General features: G+C 60.3%; 20 protein-coding genes and 1 tRNA gene. 14 read left to right on the forward strand and 7 right to left on the reverse strand.

Going from position 1 to position 24,591, the window contains the following annotated elements; all coding sequences use genetic code 11:
- Positions 1-55: 55 nt before the first annotated feature.
- On the reverse strand, positions 56-1,078 hold the full coding sequence (locus PLO63_06380) for a radical SAM protein (protein ID HOI73761.1): 1,023 nt from the start codon (positions 1,076-1,078) through the stop codon (positions 56-58).
- Between the two features lie 37 nt (positions 1,079-1,115).
- Positions 1,116-1,874 (reverse strand): hypothetical protein, encoded by a 759-nt coding sequence (locus PLO63_06385; protein ID HOI73762.1) that lies wholly within the window; start codon positions 1,872-1,874, stop codon positions 1,116-1,118.
- An 800-nt stretch (positions 1,875-2,674) separates the two neighbouring features.
- On the opposite strand from PLO63_06385, the gene PLO63_06390 reads away from it, so the two are divergent.
- The 5 genes from PLO63_06390 to PLO63_06410 all read left to right on the forward strand — a co-directional run bounded on the left by PLO63_06390 (position 2,675) and on the right by PLO63_06410 (position 10,034).
- Positions 2,675-4,339: a sensor histidine kinase gene (locus PLO63_06390; protein HOI73763.1), complete on the forward strand. Its 1,665-nt coding sequence runs from the start codon at positions 2,675-2,677 to the stop codon at positions 4,337-4,339.
- Between the two features lies 1 nt (position 4,340).
- Positions 4,341-4,979 carry a response regulator transcription factor gene (locus tag PLO63_06395; protein ID HOI73764.1) on the forward strand — a complete coding sequence of 213 codons (639 nt, stop codon included), beginning with the start codon at positions 4,341-4,343 and terminating at the stop codon, positions 4,977-4,979.
- Between the two features lie 1,562 nt (positions 4,980-6,541).
- The gene (locus tag PLO63_06400; GenBank protein ID HOI73765.1) at positions 6,542-7,834 is read left to right on the forward strand and encodes a nucleotide sugar dehydrogenase; all 1,293 of its coding nucleotides are present in this window, start codon (positions 6,542-6,544) and stop codon (positions 7,832-7,834) included.
- A gap of 33 nt (positions 7,835-7,867) precedes the next feature.
- Complete coding sequence (locus PLO63_06405) at positions 7,868-8,530, forward strand: ElyC/SanA/YdcF family protein (protein HOI73766.1); 663 nt, start codon at positions 7,868-7,870, stop codon at positions 8,528-8,530.
- Between the two features lie 373 nt (positions 8,531-8,903).
- Positions 8,904-10,034, forward strand: coding sequence for a GGDEF domain-containing protein (locus tag PLO63_06410; GenBank protein HOI73767.1), 1,131 nt, complete (start codon positions 8,904-8,906; stop codon positions 10,032-10,034).
- A gap of 21 nt (positions 10,035-10,055) precedes the next feature.
- Here PLO63_06410 and PLO63_06415 read toward each other — a convergent pair whose 3' ends face one another.
- Together PLO63_06415 and PLO63_06420 are read right to left on the reverse strand one after the other, a co-directional pair.
- Positions 10,056-11,021 (reverse strand): asparagine synthase-related protein, encoded by a 966-nt coding sequence (locus PLO63_06415; protein ID HOI73768.1) that lies wholly within the window; start codon positions 11,019-11,021, stop codon positions 10,056-10,058.
- A 219-nt stretch (positions 11,022-11,240) separates the two neighbouring features.
- Positions 11,241-13,103 carry a pyridoxal-dependent decarboxylase gene (locus tag PLO63_06420; protein ID HOI73769.1) on the reverse strand — a complete coding sequence of 621 codons (1,863 nt, stop codon included), beginning with the start codon at positions 13,101-13,103 and terminating at the stop codon, positions 11,241-11,243.
- 229 nt (positions 13,104-13,332) lie between these two features.
- Here PLO63_06420 and PLO63_06425 point away from each other — a divergent pair, with 229 nt between their 5' ends.
- A complete protein-coding gene (locus PLO63_06425; protein ID HOI73770.1) occupies positions 13,333-13,581 on the forward strand; it encodes a hypothetical protein in 249 nt (82 codons plus the stop codon).
- Positions 13,582-13,689: 108 nt separating this feature from the next.
- Here PLO63_06425 and PLO63_06430 read toward each other — a convergent pair whose 3' ends face one another.
- Together PLO63_06430 and PLO63_06435 are read right to left on the reverse strand one after the other, a co-directional pair.
- Positions 13,690-14,235 carry a hypothetical protein gene (locus tag PLO63_06430; protein ID HOI73771.1) on the reverse strand — a complete coding sequence of 182 codons (546 nt, stop codon included), beginning with the start codon at positions 14,233-14,235 and terminating at the stop codon, positions 13,690-13,692.
- Positions 14,236-14,264: 29 nt separating this feature from the next.
- Positions 14,265-15,251 (reverse strand): diguanylate cyclase, encoded by a 987-nt coding sequence (locus PLO63_06435; GenBank protein ID HOI73772.1) that lies wholly within the window; start codon positions 15,249-15,251, stop codon positions 14,265-14,267.
- Positions 15,252-15,621: 370 nt separating this feature from the next.
- Between PLO63_06435 and PLO63_06440 the strand changes: the two genes are divergently transcribed.
- The 3 genes from PLO63_06440 to PLO63_06450 all read left to right on the forward strand — a co-directional run bounded on the left by PLO63_06440 (position 15,622) and on the right by PLO63_06450 (position 16,821).
- A complete protein-coding gene (locus PLO63_06440) occupies positions 15,622-15,747 on the forward strand; it encodes a helix-turn-helix domain-containing protein (GenBank protein HOI73773.1) in 126 nt (41 codons plus the stop codon).
- Between the two features lie 15 nt (positions 15,748-15,762).
- On the forward strand, positions 15,763-15,879 hold the full coding sequence (locus PLO63_06445; protein ID HOI73774.1) for a MerR family transcriptional regulator: 117 nt from the start codon (positions 15,763-15,765) through the stop codon (positions 15,877-15,879).
- Between the two features lie 387 nt (positions 15,880-16,266).
- The gene (locus tag PLO63_06450) at positions 16,267-16,821 is read left to right on the forward strand and encodes a DUF2889 domain-containing protein (GenBank protein ID HOI73775.1); all 555 of its coding nucleotides are present in this window, start codon (positions 16,267-16,269) and stop codon (positions 16,819-16,821) included.
- Positions 16,822-16,881: 60 nt separating this feature from the next.
- On the opposite strand, the gene PLO63_06455 is transcribed toward PLO63_06450, so the two are convergent.
- Positions 16,882-16,957: transfer RNA gene (locus PLO63_06455), tRNA-Thr, on the reverse strand.
- Positions 16,958-17,084: 127 nt separating this feature from the next.
- Here PLO63_06455 and PLO63_06460 point away from each other — a divergent pair.
- From PLO63_06460 to PLO63_06480, 5 genes are all read left to right on the forward strand, one after another.
- On the forward strand, positions 17,085-19,334 hold the full coding sequence (locus PLO63_06460) for a CHASE2 domain-containing protein (protein ID HOI73776.1): 2,250 nt from the start codon (positions 17,085-17,087) through the stop codon (positions 19,332-19,334).
- A gap of 139 nt (positions 19,335-19,473) precedes the next feature.
- The gene (alr, locus tag PLO63_06465; GenBank protein HOI73777.1) at positions 19,474-21,417 is read left to right on the forward strand and encodes an alanine racemase; all 1,944 of its coding nucleotides are present in this window, start codon (positions 19,474-19,476) and stop codon (positions 21,415-21,417) included.
- A 44-nt stretch (positions 21,418-21,461) separates the two neighbouring features.
- Entirely contained in the window at positions 21,462-22,517 is a 1,056-nt protein-coding gene (locus tag PLO63_06470; GenBank protein ID HOI73778.1) for a D-alanine--D-alanine ligase, read from the forward strand.
- Between the two features lie 25 nt (positions 22,518-22,542).
- Positions 22,543-23,604, forward strand: a complete 1,062-nt coding sequence (locus PLO63_06475; GenBank protein HOI73779.1) for a tetraprenyl-beta-curcumene synthase family protein — start codon at positions 22,543-22,545, stop codon at positions 23,602-23,604.
- Positions 23,605-23,616: 12 nt separating this feature from the next.
- On the forward strand, positions 23,617-24,591 hold the full coding sequence (locus tag PLO63_06480; protein ID HOI73780.1) for an ABC transporter permease: 975 nt from the start codon (positions 23,617-23,619) through the stop codon (positions 24,589-24,591).

Consider the following 24,591-nt stretch of genomic DNA (forward strand, 5'->3'; position numbering starts at 1 on the left):
AAAATCTTGGATATTTAATTAAGACAGTTGCGTATACAAATTATTTTCGCAGGCATTATTTATTGACTGGATATATAGCCCAATACGGAATATGATTTGAAGAAACCCGCTTTCCCGTTATGGATCTGAGCTTATTGATGACGATCCAAGGAATCAGACTGAAAACATTTTTCTTCATCACCGGGGAAACGGATCCCATCATCCAGCAGTTCTTGGGACACTTTTTTACTGCTTCCCTCACTTTCCCTGCCCGATCGCTCTCCCAGATTTCCTTGAAGTCCTTTGCATGGTTAAGGTTTCCCATGGTGGCATACCAGTGTCTGGCTTCCATGCCGTTGCAGGGAAGTACCTCTCCACAAGGATCGATGAAAAAGTTTTCCGAGCCTGCCTCACAGGTCAGAAGTCTCGGATAACCCTTGATGTAATGGATCAGGCCAAGGTTGAACAGGGCCCTGAACCATGACTTCGGGTGGCTTTCTTTCAAAAGCCGATTAATGAGCTCTTCGAAGTTGGCGATGACTTCGTCTACATTGGTGATAATGTTGTCGTCCTTGTGGAAGTAAAAGGAATTATGAAAAGCTGCCGTGGCGAATTCCATCTTCAGGGCTCGAGCAAGTTCGTAGAGATGGAGCATGTCGGCGGAATTGCTGTTTGAGACGGTAATGCCGAAACCGATGTCTTTCATGCCCATCCTGCGCAGTTCCAGGAGGGTTCTGAGGCCACGATCAAAGCCCCCTTTCCGGCCCCTGAGCTCATCGTTCTTCTGCGACAGACCCTCCAGGCTGATACGGAATCCAAGATCAGGATACTTCGCGGCCATCCGGACGATCCGGTCCTCAAACCAGCCGCTGGTGCTGATGACAACCCGCTTTGTCTTCGTGAAGAGGATACGAACGATCTCTTCCAGGTCTTCCCTCACAAACGGCTCGCCGCCTGTGAGGTTCACCAGAGCCAGTTTCGGGAGCTTGTTCAGGAGTTCGGGGCTGAATTCTTCTTTGGGGTCCGACGGATTTTCCCAGATGCCGCACATCCTGCAGCGCATGGGACAGCGGTATGTCGTGATGACGGCGGCTTCCATAAACGTCCTTTATAAAGCCATCATTTATCGATAGATTTTATTTCGATTCTGTCTTGCCCGCCCCTAACCGGTACGTCTGAAACCAGAGAATTTTCACACATTCAAGGGCCGCACCGGCCATCCGTGCAGGAGGATATCGGTGCAGGCCTTCCGGCGGCTGTTCGAAACGGGTTGGAACAAAGGCAATGCGGTAGCGTTCAGAATCGAATACGTCTCCCGCGATCATCCGGATCCTGCGCATGTGACCTGGGGAACTAACAAAGAGGGCCGAACGGAAGCCGTACCGGTCCATCATGCGCTTTGATTCCAGGGTCTCCACATGTGTGTTCTCCAGATAGGGATGGTATTGGGGATTTCGTGCCCGCATTACGTTGATGTCGTGCTCCAATTTATCGGGGTCGACGATGGAGGCTGGCATTCTCTCCCAACTGCTGCCGTTTTTCCCTGTCATTTCAATTGTACCAATGAACAGGTCGTAGACAGAAATGATCAGGCGGTCCGTATAACCTTCAGAGATCAGAGTGCGGGCTTTTTTTATGCGGGAGCGGTAATCGCGCCCGATGAAGAGGACTGCGACGTCGGCCTTGGATGGTTTGTCGGAATAGGCGAGGTAGCCGGGGAGGGCCTCCGCAAGGATGGCCAAGACAGCCAGGGCCAGGACCGTGACAACGGTGAGCCTTTTGCTTAAGAAGTGTTTTCTTGTCATTTTATCCTTGTATCTGTCGATGATGCAGTTTTTGACATTCAGGGGATGAAGAGATGGCTTAGCCCTGCTGGCTGGATACACGAAGGACATTCGCACTCGTAACCATGCAGATGAACGCCAAGTTATGGGTGTGTTTTTTAATGGCAGGGGTGATCTGTAATTCTGGGGGATGCTGGGCTACCATCGCACAAAAGAACTTCAAATGCCAGAGGTGAACGGCAGAAAAATGGAGGGCATCCCCTGCGGCCACCGAACGATCCGCAATTCCCTGTGCATTCAGCCGGTTGCGCTCCTTGTTCGTCAAATGGGGTGGGGCTCTGCAAGGAGCACTGTGGATCCCCGATGCAGGCCGACCCTTTCTTATGCGATACAGGGCGGGTGAGAAACGCGCGGCGATCCCGCACGAGACTGGACGGTTCGTGTGCCGGCGGCCCTTCTGGAGGATCGCATGTTGTTGTATGTTTCGAACCTGAAGATGCTTGAGGCGCCTCGGGCCTATGGGTTTGCGATTCGTTGACGGCGGATGTTCAGATGGGTGTATGTAGAGGGGGTGTTTGGCCTGGAATTCCATCGAGCCGACGAAAGAAGGGGGCGGTTGGGTTTGTGGCCATCGATCTCGATCGTTTCATGAAAAAATCTGACCTGTTTCCATCAAATGAGAAATAATTCATGAAAAGTCATACGGTTACCGTTTGACAACCAATCGAGTTTTCATTATATGTCCTATGCCATATAATGAATTAGCGGTTCTTGCTATAGCACTATACTGTTAATGCACTCCAAAACATCGGTTTATAGCCTGTTTCCTGCAGTGTTTCGTGAGAATAAAGACGATGGGGATAAGTTATACCCAGCCTAACAGAACCGAGAGACTCGTTGCCGCGGGGCGGATGATCATCGCCGCTTTTTCCATCTTTGCTATCTCGCTCGACAACTCCCGTTTGCCCGAGCACACGGTCTTAATCGATTCCCTTCTCGGCTTCTATCTTGTTTATTCCATCGTACTCGCCTTGGCGGTGTTTCGGAAGGATCTTGTCTGGACCCACTCCCCCGTCATCATTCACGCGTTCGACCTGCTGATTTTTGCCTTCTTCCTGTTCCTGACAGGCGGGGCCGCCAGTCCATTCTTCGCCTTCTTTCTTTTTGCCCTGGTCACCTCGGCGCTGCGCTGGCACTGGCGCGGGATCATCTGCACCACGGCCTACATTCTGGGTATCGAGATCGGCCTGATCCTGCACACCATCGGATTGCCGATGCCCCCGGCATTCAACACCAGGCAGTTCATTTTCAACATCAGCACCCTCCTGGTCGTAGCCGTCCTGCTGGGGTCTCTCCGCACCTATGAGCTGCGGTACCGCGACCGGATTTCCAGCCTGGCCGAGTGGCCCAGAGCCATCCCGGACGGGGTCGAGACGCTGGTGAGTGCTATCCTGCAGCACGTCTCGGGCCTGTTCGACTGCCCTCGCACCATCCTCCTCTGGAAGGAGATGGAGAAGGACAACCCCCCGCTCCACGTGGCATCGTGGTCCTCGGGGCACTTCGAGTACAGCGTCGAATCACCCGACACGTTCGGCTCGCTGGTTGCGGAGCCCCTGGAGGACGAGCATTTTATCTGCCGGGATGCACAGGCTGCAAGACCGTCCGTCCTTTACAGCAAGGGGGCCGGTGTCGGGCAATGGGAAGGAGTTCCGCTCCACCCGGATCTGCAGCACCGCTTTGCCATCGAATCGATGCTTTCCATGGCCATCCGGAGCGAGAGCACGTGGGGTCGCCTCTTCATCCTCGACAAGAGCGATATCTCTTCCGACGACCTGATGCCCGGCCGGGTCGCCGCCACCGGCGTCTCTTTCAGCCTGGACCAGTTTTACCTGCTGAGGCAGCTTCGCAAGAGGATCGCCCTGGATGCCGCCGTGGAAGAGCGCATCCGCCTGGCCCGCGACCTGCATGACGGGGTCCTGCAGTCGCTGACCGGAGTGACCCTGCAGCTCGATGTGGTGCAGAAAATGATGGACAAGGAGATGCAGGCCGCACAGAAGAGGCTGGCGGACGTCCGGAAACTGGTCTCCTCGGAGCAGCAGAACCTCCGTTCCCACATCAAGCAGCTGAAGCCGCCCTATCGCAGCGTGCCCGAGGAGGAAGTCGACCTGGCCCCCCGGCTGATGGAGCTGGCCGAGCGGATCGAGCGCCAGTGGGGCCTGCACGTGGAAATCGACATAAGCCTGCACGAGCACAAACGGCTTCCCTGGGAGACCGCCCAGGGGGTGTATTTCATCATCCACGAAGCGATCATCAACGTGGCGCGCCACGCCAGGGCCTCTTCCGTCCGAGTCGAAATCAGCTCCACGGGCCGCCAGCTCCAGATCGCCGTTACCGACGATGGCTGTGGCTTTCCCTTTGCCGGCCGATACAATCACTCGGATCTCGTGGAGAACAACTTAGGCCCCGTCATCCTGCGGGAAAGGGTGACGTTACTCGCGGGCAGCCTGGCCATCGAATCGGGCGCGACCGGAGCCCACCTGGAAATTACCTTACCGATACCTGGAGAATTGCACTGATATGGCCATTCGACTTGTCATAACCGATGATCATCCCGTCATCCTGAATGGACTGGAGAGCCTCTTCCAGTTGGAGGAGGACTTCGAACTGGTGGCAATGTGCAGCAACGGCGAGGAGACCCTGGACGCCGTGCGCAGCCACAAGCCCGATGTCGTTGTCTTGGACGTTCGCATTCCCGGAAAGGATGGTCTGGCGCTCGCCCGCCAGATGCAGGACGAGAAGCCCGCCCCCAAAATCGTCCTCTACACGGCGGAGGTCAGCGAGGACCAGTTTATGGAGGCTATCCGCCTGGGGGTCGGGGGGATTGTCCTCAAGGAGATGGAACCCGAGCACCTGATCCAGTGCATCCGCAAGGTCTATGCTGGCGAGCAATGGATCGAGCGGCGCACGGCCTGGCTCTCCCTGGAGAAGCTGCTTAAGCGGGAGGCCGACGCGATCGAGTTGACATCCTTGCTCACGGCCCAGGAAACCAGGATCCTTAAGCTGGTGGCCAAGGGGCTGTCAAACAGGCAGATCAGTGAAAATCTCTGCATCAGCGAGGGTACGATCAAGGTTCACCTGCACAATATCTATAAAAAGCTGAATGTCAAAAACCGTGTTTCCCTTCTGCGGTATGCCCAGGAAAAAGAACTGATTTAATTCTCTCGCCTTATTTGGCGAGAATAATTGAGGACTTAAGTACGTCCCCAATTTCTTTGATAGTTTCCGGGGGTGTATTTTAGCTTGGTCCCCACAAAGAAGATATTTCGACTTTCTAATCTTCCCTCTCTTCTGCTCAGAGCTATATCCAAAATTATAGAAAAATATACGCACCGATATATGGTGTTCCCGGTTTTTCTTGACTATACACAGACACCAAGAGGGACCGCCACACCGCCGAAGTCTCGGCCGCAGAGAAAGCATCACGATCGGTATCTGAGGTCGAGAAAAATATGTCGTTCTGCATGTTGTGTTTCATTCGGTGACAGTATCTGGAGGGCACAAAAGCTGAAGAAGCAATGGTGAAAAGATCTGAGCAGCGCCATGAGTCACGCCATAAGGGCAGACTGCCCTTGGAACTTGAGTCTGGCAAGGGCATTACGCGGAATTTCAGCAGTTCTGGCATTTACTTCGAAACGAACCGTTCATTTTCCGTCAGACAGCCCATCGAATTTTCCATATTTCTGAAACACGTCGATCCCGACCATGCCGTGCGCGTGAAGTGCCTGGGGAAGATCCTCAGGGTTGAGGATAACGGATCGAGGATGGGCGTTGCGGTAGCCATTGATTCGTACACAATTGAATAGTTTGATAATGTTCCCTTTTAATGAATCCGCGAATCGATACGTACGAGGGAGCATAAATAGAGAAAACGAAAAAACAATCGTCGGCGTGCCAAAAGCTCTGCTTCTCCTCACGCTCTTGGTCTTTGCCCATGCATCGGTATCTCTCAATCTGCCGTCGAATGCTGATTGTAAAAAATCACCAGTCCAACAAATATTTCCTGCGGCAATCTTTTGTCCGGTGTTTGGAGTATAGAGAAATATTACAGCAATTGGATAAGGGAAGGTTCAGGTAGTAATGGCTATGCGGGAATAATCGCTTTCCATGAACGACCTCTTTCCAAAGCCGTATCGATCAAAACCACATGGCCGGGGTGATAGCCGTATCCGGAGAAGTTAGCGTATCATTTGCTTCTCAAACCGGCCTTACCGGTTGGCGATAAGCGGATGGTTTGTTTTCTGTGACAATCTTTAATTATAACAACCAGTCGATCTCACCAGATTTTATCAGTGGTATCATAATCGGTTCGAAATCTGTTGCTCGATGGACAACTATAGAAAGACAAGATTCTTTCCGGGGTCCTGTTTTTTCTGTCAAGGAATGAAATCGTCCTCCTGACGTCGGAAATCACAGATCATGCGGCGGCTGTGAATGTTGGTCTCCATGTATTTCCAGTGCCGTTCGCTGGCTTTTGAAACTCATTTATGCAATGATAGCGCGACATTTCGCAGAAGATAATGCCGCTTTAACGATTCATGACGAGCTTGGACTTGATGTCCATGGGTGTGCATGTTGAACACGGACGTCGTCCATGCAACCGATGGGGCGAAACTGTACCCAAAGTCCTGCATCATTCCCTTCCCATGATGAACGAACGGCAACCCGAAGGCTGCTCCACCACGGGAGCCGGAATTGCTTAACACGACCATGAGGTTTCCATGACCCTGCATGAAAAAATGCATTCCCGGACCGCCCGCATCGGTGTTATCGGCCTGGGGTACGTAGGCCTGCCCCTCGTCATCGAGTTCTGCCGGGCCGGGTTCCATGTCACCGGCTTCGACATCGACGAGATGAAGATCGCCTCCCTCGGCCAATGGGAAAGCTACATCCGTCACATCGACCTCTCCTCCGTCCGGCAGGAGATCGAAGGGCGATTCGACGCCACGGCGGATTTCTCGAAACTCGCCGCCATGGACTGCATCATCATCTGCGTCCCCACCCCGCTCAACAAGAACCGCGAGCCGGACATGCGGTTTGTCTTCGATACCGCCCGCACCATCGCCAAATACCTGCGCCGGGAGCAGCTTGTCGTCCTGGAATCCACCACCTACCCCGGAACGACGGACCAGGACGTCCGCGAGATCCTCGAAGCCGGCGGCCTCACCGCCGGGCGGGACTTCCACCTGGCCTTCTCGCCGGAGCGGGAGGATCCGAACAACAAGGACTTCGGCCTGGGCTCGATTCCCAAGGTTGTCGGCGGCCTCACCCCGGCATGCCTCGATGCCGCCACGGCCATGTACAGCGCCATCGTGCAGAAGACCGTTCCCGTCTCCTCGCCCCGCGTCGCCGAGGCGGCCAAGCTCCTGGAGAACATCTATCGCTCCGTCAACATCGCCCTGGTGAACGAGCTGAAGATGCTCTTCGACCGGATGGGCATCGACGTCTGGGAGGTGATCGAGGCCGCCAGGACCAAGCCCTTCGGCTTCCAGGCCTTCCATCCCGGCCCGGGGCTGGGGGGCCACTGCATCCCCATCGATCCCTTCTACCTGACCTGGAAGGCGAGGGAGTTCGACTTCCACACGCGCTTCATCGAGTTGGCCGGAGAGATCAACACCGCAATGCCCGACTACGTCGTCCTGAAGGTGATGAAGGCCCTCAACGCCGTGGGGAAGCACCTCCAGGGATCCAGAGTCCTGATCCTGGGGTTGGCCTACAAGGAGAACGTGGATGACGACCGGGAATCGCCATCCTACCGCCTGATGGAGAAGCTGGAAGAACTGGGCGCCGAAGTAAGCTTCAACGATCCCTGCATCCCCGTCATACGTCCCTCCCGGGAGTATGCGAAGTTCGCTGGCCGCCGGTCGCAGCCGATCGACGGCACCCACGATCTCATCCTGATCGCTACGGCCCATGCCGAATACCGGGACATCGACTTCGCCGCCCTGAACGTCCCCATCGTGGATACCCGGAATGTCCTCCGGGAGAAGAGCCACCTCTTCTTCAAGGCATAGAGGCATCGAGGCATTGCCGGACAGGACGTGACCATGAATCCTTCTACCCGCAGAAGGCTTGTCATCATTGCCGTTGCCCTGGTCCTGGCCGCCCTGGCCCTCCTTGCGGAAGCCCTCCCGGGCTACCTTGCCTATGCCGACAAGCCCGTCAAGGCCGACGCCGTGGTCCTCTTCATCGGCCGCGAATACCGGGCGCGCATGAAAGAGGCCAGGACACTCATAGCAGAAGGCTATGCGGATCGCCTGATCATCCCCGCCTACGGCCGGCTCCTGGGTACGAAAGAAGTGGCCGCCGGGAACGGCAACGGGCAGGAGAAAATACCCGCCCCGGTTGTGGATCTCGACAAACTGGAAGACGATGTCCGAAAAATGCGGGCGAGAAGTCCCCACTACCGGAGTTTCTTCGAAAACACTCACGTCGAGGTACTGGAAGCCAAACGCATCATGGACCGGCACGGCTTCCGTTCGGCCCTTTTTGTCAGTTCCCCTTACCACATGCGTCGCATTCGCATGATCGCCGGGGATGTCTTCGATCCTGCACAATACGCCGTTTCCTTCATCCCAACACGGTTTGAGAAGTGGCCGGAAAGCCTCTTCGATAGAACCACAACCCAATTCATACTTATGACACAGGAATCCTTGAAGATCCTCTGGTTCCAGGCATATCGGCTATGGCCGGAAGGTCTCAATGGATAGGAAGTCAAAAGACAAAGACAGGGAGGTACCATGAAAGCGGGCGTACCCGTATTCATAACCCCGCCGCTCCCGTCCCCGACGGGGTAGCGGGCAGGATTGACCGGGACATGCGGGCCCGTCGCGATTCATATCGCGGCGGGCTTTTTTTTGTGGTATCGGGATACCATTCCCACACAGGCAAATATCCTTCCGGATGCCCGTTCCAGCCGGGAGCCGTCGATGCGGAATCGCCCGCCGGTTCCGGGCGGACGCGATCCGGAATCAATCGATCGTCCGTGCTTATGGTCTCGTTTGTTTCTTCGGGAACCGGTCGGAGGCTTCCCGCGGGAAGGACCCGGCGTTTCAGGAGACGTGAACCGTCAGGAGATCGCTCATGAAAGACGAAGCGAAGACGAAGAAGCAGCTCATCGGGGAGTTGGCCGATCTCCGCCGCCTGGCTGATGAGGAGCGGCGGCGGGCAGCGGATGCATCGACCGCCTGGCAGGAGGAGAAGGCGGACTGGGAGGGCCGGGAGAATCTCCTGCGGGAAATGGGGAAACTCCTGAGGTCCTGCGGCATCGTCCACGAGGGGCTGGCGGTGCTGCAGCTCTTCGGGCCGCGGCTGTTTCCCGGCTCGGCGGGGGCGTTTTACATCCGCGGCGGGGAGCGCGGGGACATGGAGGCCGCCGTTGCCTGGGGGCTCGACCTGCAGAGCGAGGCGGTCTTTCCACGGGAAGACTGCTGGGCCCTCAGGAGCAGCCGGCTCCATCAGGTCGATTCGGGCCCCTCGGCCCTGCGATGCCGGCACATGAGGGAGGCCAGCGAGGCCCGCTACCTCGATGTCCCGGTCGTGGAGGAAGGGGAGGGGACGTACCTGCTGCACATCGAATTCAACGGCGATCCCGCCCGGGACCGGACGGTTCGCGAGCTGGCGTCCCTGGTGGCGGAGCGCATGGCCCTGTCCGTGTCGAGCCTGAACATGCGCGAGAAGCTCCGGGCCCAGTCAATCCGCGATCCGCTGACGGGGCTGTTCAACCGGGTGTACGGGGAGGAGGCCCTCGGCCTGGAGCTCCACCGCGCCACGCGGAAGAAGGGGACGGTTGGGCTCGTGGCGGCCGATCTCGATCATTTCGAGAAGTTCAACCACGTGTACGGCTACGAGGAGGGAAACAGCCTTCTTCGAGAACTGGGCGAGGTGATCCGGCGTCAGGTGCGCGGCGGAGACATCCCCTGCCGCTGGGAGCGCGACACGTTCGTCATCATCCTGCCGGAGGCCGGCCTGGACGTGGTGAAGCAGCGTGCTGAGCGGATCCGCGAGGCCATCGGATCGCTCGTCGTCGTGACGGGCCGGAAGAACCGGCCCCTGGAGGGAATCACCGCGTCCTTCGGGGTCGTGGTCTTTCCGGACCATGGGAAGGAAGCCGGCGAGCTCCTGCGGATGGCCGACAAGGCGGTCATTCAGGCAAGGCAGGAGGGCGGCAACAGGGTGATCGTCGCCCGGGTGGTCCCCCTGCCGGAGTCGTGAAGTAGCCCCCGGGGATACCGGTCAGATGGCCTCGATCGTGGAGGGCGGTTTCGTGGCGATGTTGTAGGTGATGCTGACGACCTCCGGGATGTCCTGAATGATCTTGCCGGCCATCTTTTCCAGCGTTTCATAGGAAAGCCGGGTCGGCTTCGCCGTCCTGGCGTCCAGGCTGTCCCAGCAGCGGATCTCGATCTGCCGCCCGAACTCCCGCTTCCCGTCGCGCATGCCCGTCACCCGGTCGTCGTGAAGGATGGCCATGTACTGGAAGGCATCCGTGTCAGCCAGGAATTTTTCCACGATGACCGTCGCCTTGCGGACGAGACGGATCTTCTCCGGCGTCACCTCGCCGATGACCCGCGCCGCCAGGGCCGGCCCCGGGAAGGGAATCCGGTTGAAGAGGGACTCCGGGAGGCCGAGGGCGCGGCCGAGCTTGCGGACGCCGTCCTTGCGGAGTTGAACAAGCGGCTCCAGGATCTTGTAGCCGAAGGTCTTCTTCGGGTCGATGCCGAGCTGCTCGAAGACGTTGTGCTGCCGCTTGATCCCCGCCACCGTCTCGTCGACGTCCGTCAGGATCGTCCCCTGCAGGAGGACCTTGGCCCCGCTCTGGTCGACAAGCCCGCGGAAAATGTCCTTGTAGAACGTCTGGGTGATGGCCTCCCGCTTCTCCTCGGGATCGGTAAGCCCCTTCAGGGCCTTGAAGAAGGCCTTCTGGGCCGGGATGATCTCGACGGGAATGCCCTGTGCCGCAAAGAGGGCCTGCACCCGCTTGGCCTCGCCCTGCCGCATGAGGCCGTTCTCGATGAAGTACGTCTTGAGCCGGTCGCCCAGCGCCCGGTGGGCCAGGGCCGTGACCACGGAGGAATCGACCCCGCCGGACAGGGCGTTCACTGCATAGCCCTTCCCGACGGCCTTGCGGATCTCCTTCACCTGTTCCTGGATGAACTGGTCTGTGTTCAGCTTTTCCGCTTTGATTTCCTTGGTTTTCATGATCCATTCCCTCCACGGTGGCGTTGTTGATGGCGCGCTCCCTTATAGTGTTTTTGCCCCAACGTTTCAAGGCGAAAAGGACAAAATTGTTCCTCCTCGATGGCAGGCCCTGCTCCGTGATCCATGCCTCTCCTGTCCGCCGCTCATGATGGCTGTCCGTACGCGCAGCATGACGGACAATCCGCCGGATTCCCGTTCCGGGCTTATGGATTGACGGCGTCACGGAATGTTGCCGCAAACCCGGCGGATCGCCCGCTCCATGGCCTCGATGAAGCGTTGCCAGTATTCCCGGTAGGTCGTGTTGCTCGTCAGGTAGGGTGTGAGAATGCAGGAGCGCAGCACGAAAACGCTTCCCAGGCGGTCCCACTCGGAGTCCCCGATTCCGAACTTCTGCACGAAGGTCTGCGGCGTGTCGCCGTATTCTTCCCGTGTCAGCGCCGTTTTCGATGCAATGAAGTCGCTGGTGTACACCGGGCCGCTCTTGTAGGAGCACTGCTCGTAGATCGCCTGGTTCAGGTTGTTCATCGCCTTCAGGCTGCCGTTGCCCTTCTCGTGGAAGGCGTAATCGACGATGTTCATGTCGGGCCTCGCCAGGGGAATGACCTCGAACTGCCGGCCGTCGATGAGGATGGGCTCGTGCGCGAGCAGGGACCGGTAGAAGCGGTATGCCCCTTCGATACTGGCGCCGATGATCCGCCCGTAGCCGGTTATGTTGAGCGGCACCACCCGGTGCGCCATCCAGACGGCCGCCGCCGCGGCCCCCGATTTGGATCCCTCCATGATGTAGCTGCCCAGGAGCATCGGGTTGTCGTCGGTCTTCTCGAAGACGTAGGCGGCGAAATAGGAGATCAGGTCCACGATGCGCCGGTCCCGGGCCACGATGGCGCCCGCCGCGTAAGGCACGTAGCCCAGCTTGTGCGGATCCACGGTGATCGAGTCCGCCTCCGTCATCGCCCGGAAGGCTTCGTAGACGTCCGCGGTGAGCCAGTCCGTGTCGCCGTGGAGAACGCCCTGTTGAGCGTGCCGGCGGCTGACCTCGTTATAGCCCAGAAACCGGCCGTCCCCGTCGAGGAAGAGGGATCGGGCGTATCCGCCGTAGGCCGCATCGATGTGGAAGTAGAAGCTGATGCCCCGGTCCTCACAGCGATCCCGCAGGCGGGCGATCTCGTGGACCTCGTCGATGGCCCCTTCCTCCGTCGATCCCACCACGCCGACGACGGCCAGGATCGGGATCCGCCTGGCGGCGAGATCGTCGATGATCGCCCGGAGGGCGGCAATGTCCATGCGGTAGTTGTCTCTGACCGGCACGGATACCAGGTTGTCCTGGCCGATGCCGAGTATGTCCACCGCCTTGGTCCAGGAGTAGTGCTTCGACTGCGGCACCAGGACTTTACCGAAACGTCCGCCCGACATGCCCGCGCCTCGGACGGAGCGGCCGCGAAGGCTCTCCATGTGCCCCGCGTTCCTGGCCCGTTCGACGAGATCGAGGATCGTTTCAGTCGGGAGGTTCAGGAGCTGCCAGTCCTCCAGGCCCGCCACCAGTTCCGGCAGGCAGTCCCGGACGGCCAGTGGGATCGACTTGAGATTCCGCGCCATCCACAGGCCTTCGTAGTTGGCCACGGTCCCGCCGGACGTGATGTGCCCCCATGCCTTCTGCGGCTCGTAGCCCATCAGCGCCGCCAGTTGCCGGCCCACCTCGATCTCCAGGGCCGTCGTGGCCGGCGAGCCTTCGTAAGCACAGTTGTTGGGGTTGTACAGCAGGGTCAGCATGTATCCCAGGTTGGCGGCCAGGAGCGTGTCGGCCGTCATGTGGCCCAGGTAGCGCGGAGAGAACCAGGGCATGGAGCAGACCTGGAGGTTGCCCGCCAGCTCGATCAGGGCCTCCCGGGTTTTCTGCAGGGTGGCGAGAAAATCCGTTTTGTTCTGCTCCTCCGCCGTGACCAGGGGGCGATCATCGGGATGGAAGTAGCGGCGCCACTCGGCGTGGTCGTCCATGAGGAAGTTCAGCATCTCCTTGAAGAAATGGTAATTTTCCGACTTCGGCCCCAGAAACAGGGCGTTCACATGGATCGGCTCGCTCACGCAGCGCCTCCTTCAGGCTGATTCGACAAATGCCGGGCAGGGAATGCCGACCACTTTATCGTTTTTTTGCGGGGGTGCAAGGGCAAACAGCCGGAGCCGGCCAAACGGGCCAAACGGGCTTGATGCCGGATCGGTTCCATGATGTAGTGACGCGAAAAGCGGCTTGACCGTCGGGGAGAGCAGGGACCGGTCCGGCTATTCCCGGCTGGTGAGGGCAGGAACGCAGAAAATGGCGAATCCGGTCTTCAAGGAAATTTCGGTGGAGTGCTACAGCGGCTTCAAGGCGAACGAGCGCCCTGTCGCGTTCACTTTCGAAGGGGAGCGCCGGGAGATCCTGGAAATCACGGACCGCTGGTACGAGGGCGGCTTGGACAGCGGCCGGGAGATTGTCGACTATTTCAGGGTGAAGACCGCTGACGGTAAAACCTGGCTTTTACGCTACCAGTCCGGGACGGATTCGTGGCTGTTGTGCCTGTGACCGCCGGGGCGCATTCGAGTCCGGAGCCGGATGGCAGGAATACGCCGCGTCGTCGGCGATGCATCCGGCTTTCCTGTCACCCGCAAGGCTTCGAACGGCCGGTGCGATTCACGGAATCGTATCGATTCCCCAGAATCGGTAGCCGTGATCCGTTTTCACGAATTGAAAAAGATGCACAACGCCCTCGTCCCGGGGCGAAAACTCGCCCGGTTCGGACGTCTGGACGATCACCACGTGAAGTTTCCGGCCGTCGAAGTCTTCCACCGCGAACACGGGCGTCTTTTCCCGCATCCTCCTCTTCAATGGCTCCGAAAAGACAAGCGGATAATCCTGTTCGCAGAAGACCTCGACCGGAATGAAGATTTTTTCCCGGTAGAGCGTTTCGTACCAGTCCGGGTCCGTCGCCCGGAACCTCGTCATTTCCTCGTCTTCCCGATCGGTGTTGTCCACGCAGGCAAGGCAGCGGATCTTTTCGGCGGAGAGGTTCCTGATGGTCCGGATGTCGTTGGCTGAAACCGCGTTCAGAAAGGTCTGCCAGGCCTTTGCCAGCTCCGCTTTTTCAGGACCGTCGATCCTGTCGAAGCCATGGCAGGGAACGGGTTCGAGCATCAGGCACAGGATCAGCGCGAACGGGATCAGGAGGGCTTTGTTCATGGGAGGATTCCCCCGGCTCGATTTCCGGGCTATGACTCGGAGCAGACCCGGTCCTTGCCGCTTTTCTTTGCCTGGTACATGAGCCGGTCGGCCCGGCTCACCAAGGCCTTCATGTCTTCTCCAGGCCGGTATTGGGCGACCCCGATGCTGACCGTCATGTGCACGTCTTCGCCGGTCGCCGACGTGATCGCCCTTTGCTTGAATCCGACCCTGATTCTCTCCGCCGTAACGGTTCCGTCCCGGCCGGAGGTCAGGGGCAGCAGGATGATGAACTCCTCGCCGCCATAGCGATAGGCCGAGTCGGTCTGGCGAAGCTGCCCCGTGATTACCTGGCCCAGCAGAGACAGCACCCGGTCGCCCTCGACGTGCCCGTACGTGTCGTTGAACCGCTTGAAATCGTCAAGGTCGAGAAACAGCATGGCCAGGGGCTGTCCGTAGCGGTCCGCGCGGTCGATCTCCATCTTGAGCTGATTGTGGAAGTGCCTGGAATTGTAAAGCTGCGTGAGGTCGTCGATGATGCTGAGCTCCCGGTATCTTCGCTCGCTCTCGATGAGGGACTCCTCCATCCGCTTGCGGTCGGTGATGTTCGTGACGAGGTTGAGGGTGGCGGGCCGCCCTTCCCACCGGATCATGACGGAGCTGTTCTCGATCCACTGGATCTCGCCGTTCTTGTGGATCGCCCGGTAGATGTAACGGGTGGGAGACGGGTCGCCGCCGATCTTCTGCAGGTAGCGCTCCGTGACCAGGCCCCGGTCTTCCGGGTGGACCAGATCCAGGATGGAGATCAACCGGAATTCCTCTTCCGAGTACCCGAACGAAACGATCGCCCGGCTGTTGACGAATTTGACCGCCGCGTCCTGGATCACCAGGATGGCTTCGTTCGCGTTTTCGACCAGGAGGCGGTAGCGCTCCTCGCTCTCGCTCAGCTCTGCAATGGCCCGCCTGCCCTCGGCGGCCTCCTCTTCGAGCTTCCTGATCTTTTGTTCCAGGTCTTCGCAGGTGGGTTTTTCGGTCACGGAAGCTGTTCTCCGGTTGCTCGTTGAGCGGATCCTTCAGACCGCAGGACTCCGGATTGGGTCCGCCGTCCCTTCCTAAAGGGCTTCGGGAAAACGCATCTTACAACCGTGCAGCGAAAAATGAAAGGATTCAGGATGCAACGGGTATGGTTTCCGAACCATCGAAGAAGATGGGCTTTTTGGTGAACGGCCGTTCCTCTGGGATCCTCCGGCTTTCAGGGGTTTGCCGGGGAAATCCGACCTGCCCCCCAAAAAGGATCCAGTTTTTGTGTTAGGATAAGGGCATAAAAGTTGGATCGAGGAGGAGGTCGGAATGGGTCGGAAGCGTTTTATGGCAGAGTAGATCATCGGTCATCTTCGGGAAGCGGATGTGAAGATTTCCCAGGGGATCAACGTGCTCCAGATCTGCCGGGAGATGGAGATCGCGGAGCAGACATATTATCGATGGCTCCAGAGATATGGCTTCATTGAAGGGCATCCAGATGCAGAAAATTAACTCTGGATGTGGTACATGGTTCGGGGGCAGGTCATCCGGGAGGGACTCCTGCACGCGCCGATTCGAACCGGAAAGACGATGTCCTACTACACCGGGGACCATCTGGCCAAACTCAAGGAAATTAGAGAATGAAAGCAGTCGGGCCTGCCGCTCGCATCGATTCGTGAGGGTATTGCGAGGAGCACGGCATCCGTTAACGTCCGGGCGGGCTCCGAGACCATATCCACAAGCAAGCGCGAGGGGATTATTTGCTCCGCCGTCGGCCTGTTCCGTGAAAAGGGCTACGGCGTCACGAAAATATCCGATGTCGCCGAGCGGGCAGGTATCAGCAAGGCCACATTCTACCAGTATTTCAGTAACGCGGGATCGAGCGCCTGATGCAGCAGGGGCTGTTGCCTTGAGGAAAGCCGCCTCAGAAAGGGTACATGAACAATGAAGGAGCCTGCCCGTTCATGCCTCCGTGCCCATCCTTACTCATCAACTTTTTTTCGAATCAGCCGTGATTGGAGGGACCGTCAAATGACGTTCTTCGGGAAACCTGCAGGAGACAAGTATCATACGAGAACCATCGAGGTGAATACCTACGAATATGACGAAGAAAGATTGGTCGTTGCCGGAACCCTGACGGATCATCGATGGAAGGAATATCGTCTGGCCACCGGTGAAAAGAGAGATCCCGGCATCCTGCACCAGATGATCATCCATCTGCTCCTGAACAAGAGCAGTCTGGAGATCGATGATCTGCATGTCGAAATGCCCGGCGTTCCGCGCGCGGAGTGCCTGGAGACGCGAGCCAGCCTCGATCCTGTCAAGGGAATGAGGATCATCGGCGGATTCACGTCGAAAGTGAAAGGCATGGCTGGTAAGGGGCAGGGATGCAGCCATCTGGTTACACTTCTTACGGCGATGGGCTCTGCCGCCATACAGGGATTTGCAGCGTACAAGCTTCACAAATCCCAGTCGCTCGCCGCCGACATGACCAGGATGCTGGTGGACTCCTGCTGGACCTGGCGTGCAGGCGGACCGCTGATTCGCTTCTTGAAGACCGATCCTGACAAGCCGAACCGGCCTTGATCTGCCTGCATTTCACAAGAAAAGGGCTCAACCGCAAACGGCTGAGCCCTTGTTTGTCCCTGGAGCCGATGAGGAGATTCGAACTCCTGACCTGGCGATTACGAATCGCCTGCTCTACCAGCTGAGCTACATCGGCATGACGTGTCCGGATGGCCTGAAACAGAGGACCGTCTTTACCCCAAGGATTGAGGCTTGTCAAGCCTTTCCCTTGACATTCGGAGGCGGTCTGGTATGCTCGCCGCATCTTTGCCGGAGGGAGGGCCATGAAGGGTAAACTCGGTAAGTTCCTCGCTGTATCCCCCCTGACCATCACCATTGCCGTGACCTTCCTTGTGGTCGTCCTTTTCTTCTTCAACCCGCCCTTTCTCCATTTCATGGAACTGAAGACCATGGACCTGCGCATGGTCTCCCGGGGGAAGATCCAGCCCGCGGGCGCGGTGGTCATCGCCGCGGTGGACGAGAAGAGCCTGAGCGAGCTGGGGCGCTGGCCCTGGCCGCGGACGACCATGGCCCGCCTCGTGGAAAAGCTCAAGAAGGACGGAGCCAAGGCGGTCGGCTTCGATATCGTGTTCGCCGAGCCCGACGAAAACTCCAGCCTCCGGGCCCTGGGCGCCCTGGAAAAGGAGCTGAAGGGGGCGGCGAGTCCGGCCGTCATGAAGATCCTGGAGCGCAAGCGGTCCGGAGCCGATACGGACAAGGCCCTGGCGAAGGCCATCGAAAAGGTCGAGAACGTATCCTTGGGGTATTTCTTCCACCTCGCCCAGAAGGACGTGGCCCATCTCACGGAGCAGGCGGCGGAAGAGAGGCTGGAGGTCATCGGCAATTCCCGCTACCAGATGGTGGAGGTCCGGCCCGGGGGGAAGCCCGACGAGTATGCATTCATTCACGCCTTCACGGCGGAGCCGAATCTCCCGGCCGTCTCGGAGGCCGGCCTGAACAGCGGTTATTTCAACGCCTTTCCCGACGCGGACGGCGTGATCCGTTGGTCCCCCCTGGTGATCAAGGCCGGAGATAGCTTCTACAACCCCCTCTCCCTGGCCCTGCTGCAGCAGTATTTCGACTGGGAGCCCCTGGTTCTCCGGCTCGCCGACTTCGGCGTGGAAGGCATCCAGATCGGCGACATCCGGATTCCCACCGACGAGGCCGGGCGGGTCATGATCAATTACCTCGGACCCGGGAAAACATTTCCCCACTACTCGATCTCCGACATCCTGGGCGGGCGGCTGGATCCCGACACGTTCAAGGACAAGATCGTCGTCGTCGGGGCGACGGCCATTGGCATCTATGATCTCCGGGTGACCCCCTTCAGCTCCGTCTATCCGGGGGTGGAGATTCACGCCACCGTCATCGACAACATCCTGAAGCGGAACTTCCTCCAGCGCACCGCCTGGACGTCACTGCTGGATTTCCTGAGCATACTCGGCCTCGGATTCCTCATCGGCCTGGTGCTGCCGCGATTCAGCGCCGTCCGCGGCCTGCTCTTCAGTGTCGTCATCCTGGCGGGCTTCGTCGCCGTGAACACCCTGCTGTTCACCCAGATGAACCTCTGGCTCAACATGGTCTACCCGGTCATTGTGATCCTGGCCGTCTATGTGGCCGTCACGGTGTACCGCTACATCACGGAGGAGCGGGAGAAGCAGAAGATCCGCGGTGCCTTCCAGTATTACCTGACGGCCTCGGTCATCAACGAGATGCTGAAGGACCCCACCAAGCTGAAGCTCGGCGGGGACAAGAGGAACCTGACCGTCCTGTTCTCGGACATCCGCGGGTTCACCACGATCTCCGAGAAGCTCTCGCCGGAAGAGCTGGTCCATCTGCTGAACGAGTACCTCACCGCCATGACGGACCTGGTGTTCAAGTACGACGGACTCCTGGACAAGTACATGGGCGACGCGATCATGGCCGTCTGGGGAGCCCCGCTGGACCAGCCGGACCATGCCGAGAGGGCCTGCCGGACCGCCCTGGAGATGCTCGACGAGCTCAGGAAGCTCCAGAACAAGTGGGAGTCCGAAGGCCGGCCGCGGATGGACATCGGCGTGGGCATCAACACGGGGGACATGGTCGTCGGCAACATGGGCTCCCAGATGCGCTTCGACTACACCGTCATGGGAGACAGCGTGAACCTGGGCTCCCGCCTGGAGGGGATCAACAAGGAATACGGGACCAACGTCGTCATCAGCGAGTTCACCCACGAGATCGTCAAGGACCGGTTCTTCTGCCGCGAGCTCGACTCCGTCCGGGTGAAGGGCAAGAAGCTCCCCGTCAGGATCTACGAGCTCCTGGGGGAGAGCAAGGATGCGGTACAGTGGGAGCCCTGGGTCTCGATCTTCGAGGAAGGGCTGGCCCTGTACAAGGAAGGCCGCTGGGACGAGGCGATCGAGCGGTTCGAGAAGGTCCTCAAGGCCAAATACGGCGATGCACCATCGGAGCTCTACATCTCCCGCTGCAAGTCCCTCAAGGAGCACCCGCCGGAAGGCGAGTGGGACGGCGTCTTCACCATGACGAGAAAGTGAACGGCGCGGCGGGGCGACGACCGTCCGCGCGGTTTTTCTTCCGGTCCCCCCGGCGGGGCGCTGCGCGGAGCCGTCCCGTCCCTCCCGTTGTCGAAGAAAGCGGATAACCCCTCAACAGAAATACGGATCGTAGCCGGTCATGGAACAACAGAAATACAGAAGCTGGGTCGAAGTCGATCTCGACAGCTTCTCCCGGAACTGGGAGGAGCTGAAGCGGCTGGTCGGCCCGGACGTCCGGATCATGCAGGTCGTCAAGGCCGACGCTTACGGCCACGGGGCCCTGGAGCTCTCCAGCGTCGCCCTCCGGAACGGCGCCTGGGCCCTGGGGGTGGCCAACGCCGACGAGGGCGTCCAGCTCCGCGCCAGCGGGATCGCCGCCCCGATCGTCATTCTCAGCCCGTCCCCGGACTCCGAGATCGGGCAGATCGTCAAGTACGGCCTCACGCCGTCGGTGTCCGATGCGTCATTCGCCAGGGAGCTTCAGAAGAGCGCCCGGAAGGCGGGCGTCCGCGTTCCCGTCCACATCGAGGTGGACACGGGCATGGGCCGCGGCGGGACGATCCACTACGAGGCCTTCGACCTGATCCGGGCGGTCCTGGACATGCCGAACCTCGACCTGGAGGGAATCTTCACCCACCTATCCTCCAGCGAAGTCCTGGTGGACTACAACAACCGCCAGTGGACCCATTTCCGGAACCTCCTGGCCAAGCTGGATGAAAACCGGATCCGGATTCCCCTGAGGCACATGTCTAACAGCGGGGCCGTCCTGAACTTCCCCGAGTACAACCTCGACCTGGTCCGGCCGGGCATCATGACCTACGGAATCTACCCGGGGCCGGAGACGCGGGACAGGGCGGACCTGGCGCCCGTCATGAGTTTCAAGACGCGGGTCGTCCTCCTGAAGGAGTTCCCGGAGGGGTACAGCATCGGCTACAACCGCACTTACATCACCTACCGGCCCACCCGCATCGCCACGATCCCCGTGGGCTACGGCGACGGGTACGGGATCCTGCTGTCGAACTCAGGCGAGGTCCTGATCCGGGGCCGGAAGGCGCCCATTGTCGGCCGCATCTCCATGGACATGTGCACCATCGACGTCAGCCACATCCCGGACTGCGCGATCGGAGACGAGGTGGTCCTCATGGGTCGCCAGGGCGACGGGTGCATCTCCGCCAACGAGATCGCCGCCCGGACGAACACCATCAGCTACGACGTCCTGTGCGCCCTGGGCAAGCGTGCTCCCCGGATCTTCGTCCAGAAGGGGAGGGCCGACGCGGTGGAGCCGCGCCTCCGGAGGATCTACATCCCCGGGGAGGAGAAGTCCGTCGCCCGCATCGACAGCATCATCCGCCACTGCTTCCAGACGAGGGCCCGGAGCGAGGAGATGGGGGACGCCATCTTCTCGGAGATGTTCGAAACCCTCTTCGGGAAGGAGGACCGGCAACTGGAGCTCCGGGACCGCTTCCGCTACGATATCGAGATCTCCGAAGCCTCCCCGCAGAACGGGAAGCGGAAGAAGGGAGAGTACTTCCGGGTCCTGACCCGGGTGGAGTACACGAAGGCCCTCCGGGAGCCCGTCTTCATGATCGGCTGCGCCATGACGAACGCGCAGCTCGAGGCCCTCTTCGAGGAGAAGCGCTGCGAGTACCGGTGGCTCCTGAACCTGGGAGACGAGGCGGTGACGGAGCGCGACTTCCGCGTCGAGCGGGTCACCATCGACGGGGAGGACATCCCCATCCTCCGGTCCGAGAACACGGAGCGGGGCTACGAGGTCTGGTGCGGCGGCGACCTCCTGAAGAAGAAGCTCAACCGGCCGGTCCGCTTCGCCTTCGAGATCGCCACCAAGAAATCCAAGGAAAACAACCTGTTTTCCGTGTATGTGGTCTACCCCACCCGGGGCCTGGAAATCTCCTTCAAATACGAGAAGGCCAACCTCCGCCGCGTCCGGGAAGTGAGCTATTTCGCGGGCAAGCACCCATACCCGAGGGTCGCCCGCGAGCAGGGCCGATGCACCACCCTCACCATCGCCGACGACGAGTGGATCTTCCCCAACAGCGGCGTCACCTTCATCTGGGATACCTGAAAGAAAGGGCCGGCCCCGGCCGGGGCGGCGAAACCGAAAGACGAATGGAAAAATTGAAGATCGGCATCATCATGGGGGGACTCTCCTCGGAGAAGGAGGTCTCCCTCAACAGCGGGCGAAACGTTCACGACAACCTCGACCCCGAGTTCTATGACGCGGTTCCGCTGTTCATGGACGAGCGGGGCCGTCTGTGGGTCCTCCCCTGGCAGCTCATCCCACAGAACACCACCGTCGACATCACCGAGCAGCTCGAGCGGCAGGCCCGTCCCGTCACCTACGAGGAACTCCGGAAAGAGATCGACTTCGCCTTCATCTCCCTCCACGGAAAGTACGGTGACGACGGGTGCATCCAGGGTCTCCTGGAGCTGCTCCGGATCCCCTACACGGGGCCGGGCGTGCTGGCCTCGGCCCTGGGCATGGACAAGCACATCCAGCAGATGGTCCTCCGGGAGGCCGGTCTGGACGTCCCGCGGAGCCTGGTGATCCGCCGGGCCGAGTGGGAGGAGGATCGGGAAGGCGTTATCCGGCGCCTCCGGGATGCCGTGCCGTGGCCCTGCGTCACCAAGCCCACCCGCGAGGGGTCCAGCATCGGTGTCACCATCGTCCGGGACGAGGCCTCCCTCGATGTGGGCATGACCGAGGCCCTGCGGTGGGACAACGCAGTCCTGGTCGAGGAATTCCTGGAGGGTGTCGAGTTCTCCTCCATCGTCCTCGAGGAGGACGGCGTCGCCGAGCCCCTCGGGCTGACGGAGATCCACCCCCAGAGCGAGTTCTACACCTACGACGACAAGTACATGCCGGGGCGCTGCCGCAAGTTCACCCCGCCCAAGACCATCCCCCCGGAGGTCGTGACAAGGATCCTGGAGGAGGTGCTCAAGGCCTTTCAGGCGCTGGGCTTCCGGTCTTACGGCCGGATCGACGGCTTCTACACGGCCGACGGCCGGATTCTCGTTACCGATCCCAACTCCTCCTCGGGCATGGCGCCCTCGTCCTTCTTCTTCGAGCAGGCCGCCAGCGCGGGGATGCTGCCCTCCATGATCATCTCGCGGCTCATCGAGAACGCCCGGAAGATCCATCGGGAGAAGCGGGGTCCCCTGTGAAAGGGGGCGCGCGTAGGGGCAGGCCATGACCGTCCCCGGCAACCTGGCCGCCATGACGACGCGGATCTTCCTGGACGTCCGCCCCCGGGTCCACCACCACCTGCAGGCCTGGACCGCCCGGGCCGGGTCCATCCCGGACCCGGAGCTGCGCCGGCAGGCGCTTCTCAGCATCGGGACCAAGTCGTTCCACTGCGAGGGGGGCGGCATCTACGCCCTGCTGGCGGGGGATGCCTTCGAGGAGGCCGTCCGGTTCATCGTGGCCTACCAGACGATCAGCGACTATCTCGACAACCTCTGCGATCGCAGCACCTCCCAGGACCCGGACGACTTCCGGGCCCTCCACGAATCCATGCCGCAGGCTCTCGCGCCGGAATCGGACCGGACCGACTGGTACCGCCTCCACGCGGAGCGGGACGATGGCGGGTACCTGGCGGACCTCGTGGAGACGTGCCGGGACGCGCTCCGGCGGGTTCCCTCCTACGGGGCCATTGCGCCGTCTCTGCTTCGCCTGGCGGGGATGTACGGCGACCTCCAGGTCCACAAGCACGTTCGCCTCGACGAACGGCTCCCGCGGCTCCTGGCCTGGTTCGAGGCGCACCGGAACGGGGTCCCGGAGCTGCGCTGGTACGAGTTTGCCGCCGCCACGGGCTCGACCCTGGGGATCTTCTGCCTCGTCTCGTCGGCCTTCCGGGAAGGGTTTCCGGAGGCGGAGGCCGGACGGGTGGAAAAGGCCCTTTTCCCGTGGGTCCAGGCCCTGCACATCCTCCTGGACTACCTGGTGGACCAGGAGGAGGACCGCCAGGGAGGCGACCTGAACTTCTGCACCTATTATCCCGGCGAGGAGGATCTCCTGGAGCGCCTGTCGTGGCTCTTCGGACGGGCGGAGGAAGCGGTCCGCGGGCTCCCCGAGGCCCCCTTCCACCGCATGATCATCCGGGGGCTCCTGGGGATCTACCTGGCGGACCGCAAGGTGGACCGGCAGGCGCGGGTCCGGCGGATGGCCCGGAAACTGGTCGGGATGGGCGGCCCGGCGGCGGTCTTTTTCTTCCTCCACTGCTGGGCGTACCGGCGCTTCCGGGAACGGTGAGGAGGGGACGCCGTGATCCGCTACATCGCCAAGAGGCTCCTCTTCATGTTCCCGCTCCTCCTGGGGATCACCGTCATCTGCTTCACCGTGATGCACCTGGCCCCGGGGTCCCCGACGGACCTGGAAACCCAGATGAACCCCCGGGCCTCCGCGGAGGCGAAGGCCCGCCTGATGGCCCTCTACGACCTGGACAAGCCCCTCCACGTCCAGTACTGGCTCTGGCTCAAGAAGATCGCCGTCCTGGACCTGGGGACGTCCTTCTCACAGGACCGCCGGCCCGTGGACCGGAAGATCCTCGAGCGCCTGCCCATCACGATCCTCCTGAACCTGCTGTCCATGGGACTGATCCTGCTCGTGGCCATCCCCCTCGGGGTTCTCTCGGCGGTCCGCCAGGACTCCTGGTTCGACCGCCTGGCCGGGGTCTTCGTCTTCATCGGGTTCGCCGTGCCCACCTTCTGGCTGGCCCTGCTCCTGATGATCCTCTTCGGCGTCGAGCTGGGTTGGCTTCCCATCTCGGGGATCCGCTCCCTCAACTATGAATACCTGCCCCCCGGCGCGGCCGTCTGGGATCTCCTGAAGCACCTGATCCTGCCGGTGGGGCTGTCGGCCTTCGGCGGGCTGGCGGGGCTCTCCCGGTACATGCGCTCCAACATGCTGGAGGTCATCCGCCAGGACTACATCCTGACGGCCCGGGCAAAGGGGCTCCGGGAGCGGACGGTAATCTACAAGCACGCCCTCCGGAACGCCCTGCTCCCGGTCATCACGATCCTGGGACTGTCGGTGCCGGGCCTGATCGGCGGGAGCGTCATCTTCGAGACCATCTTCGCGATCCCCGGCATGGGGCAGCTCTTCTATATGTCTGTGATGGCGCGGGATTACCCCGTCGTGATGGGGATCCTCCTGATCGGGGCGGTCCTGACCCTCCTGGGGAACCTGCTGGCGGACGTGTCCTACGCCCTGGCGGATCCCCGGATCCGGGTCTCCTGA

This window comes from Syntrophales bacterium (genome assembly GCA_035363115.1).
Lineage (GTDB): Bacteria > Desulfobacterota > Syntrophia > Syntrophales > PHBD01 > PHBD01.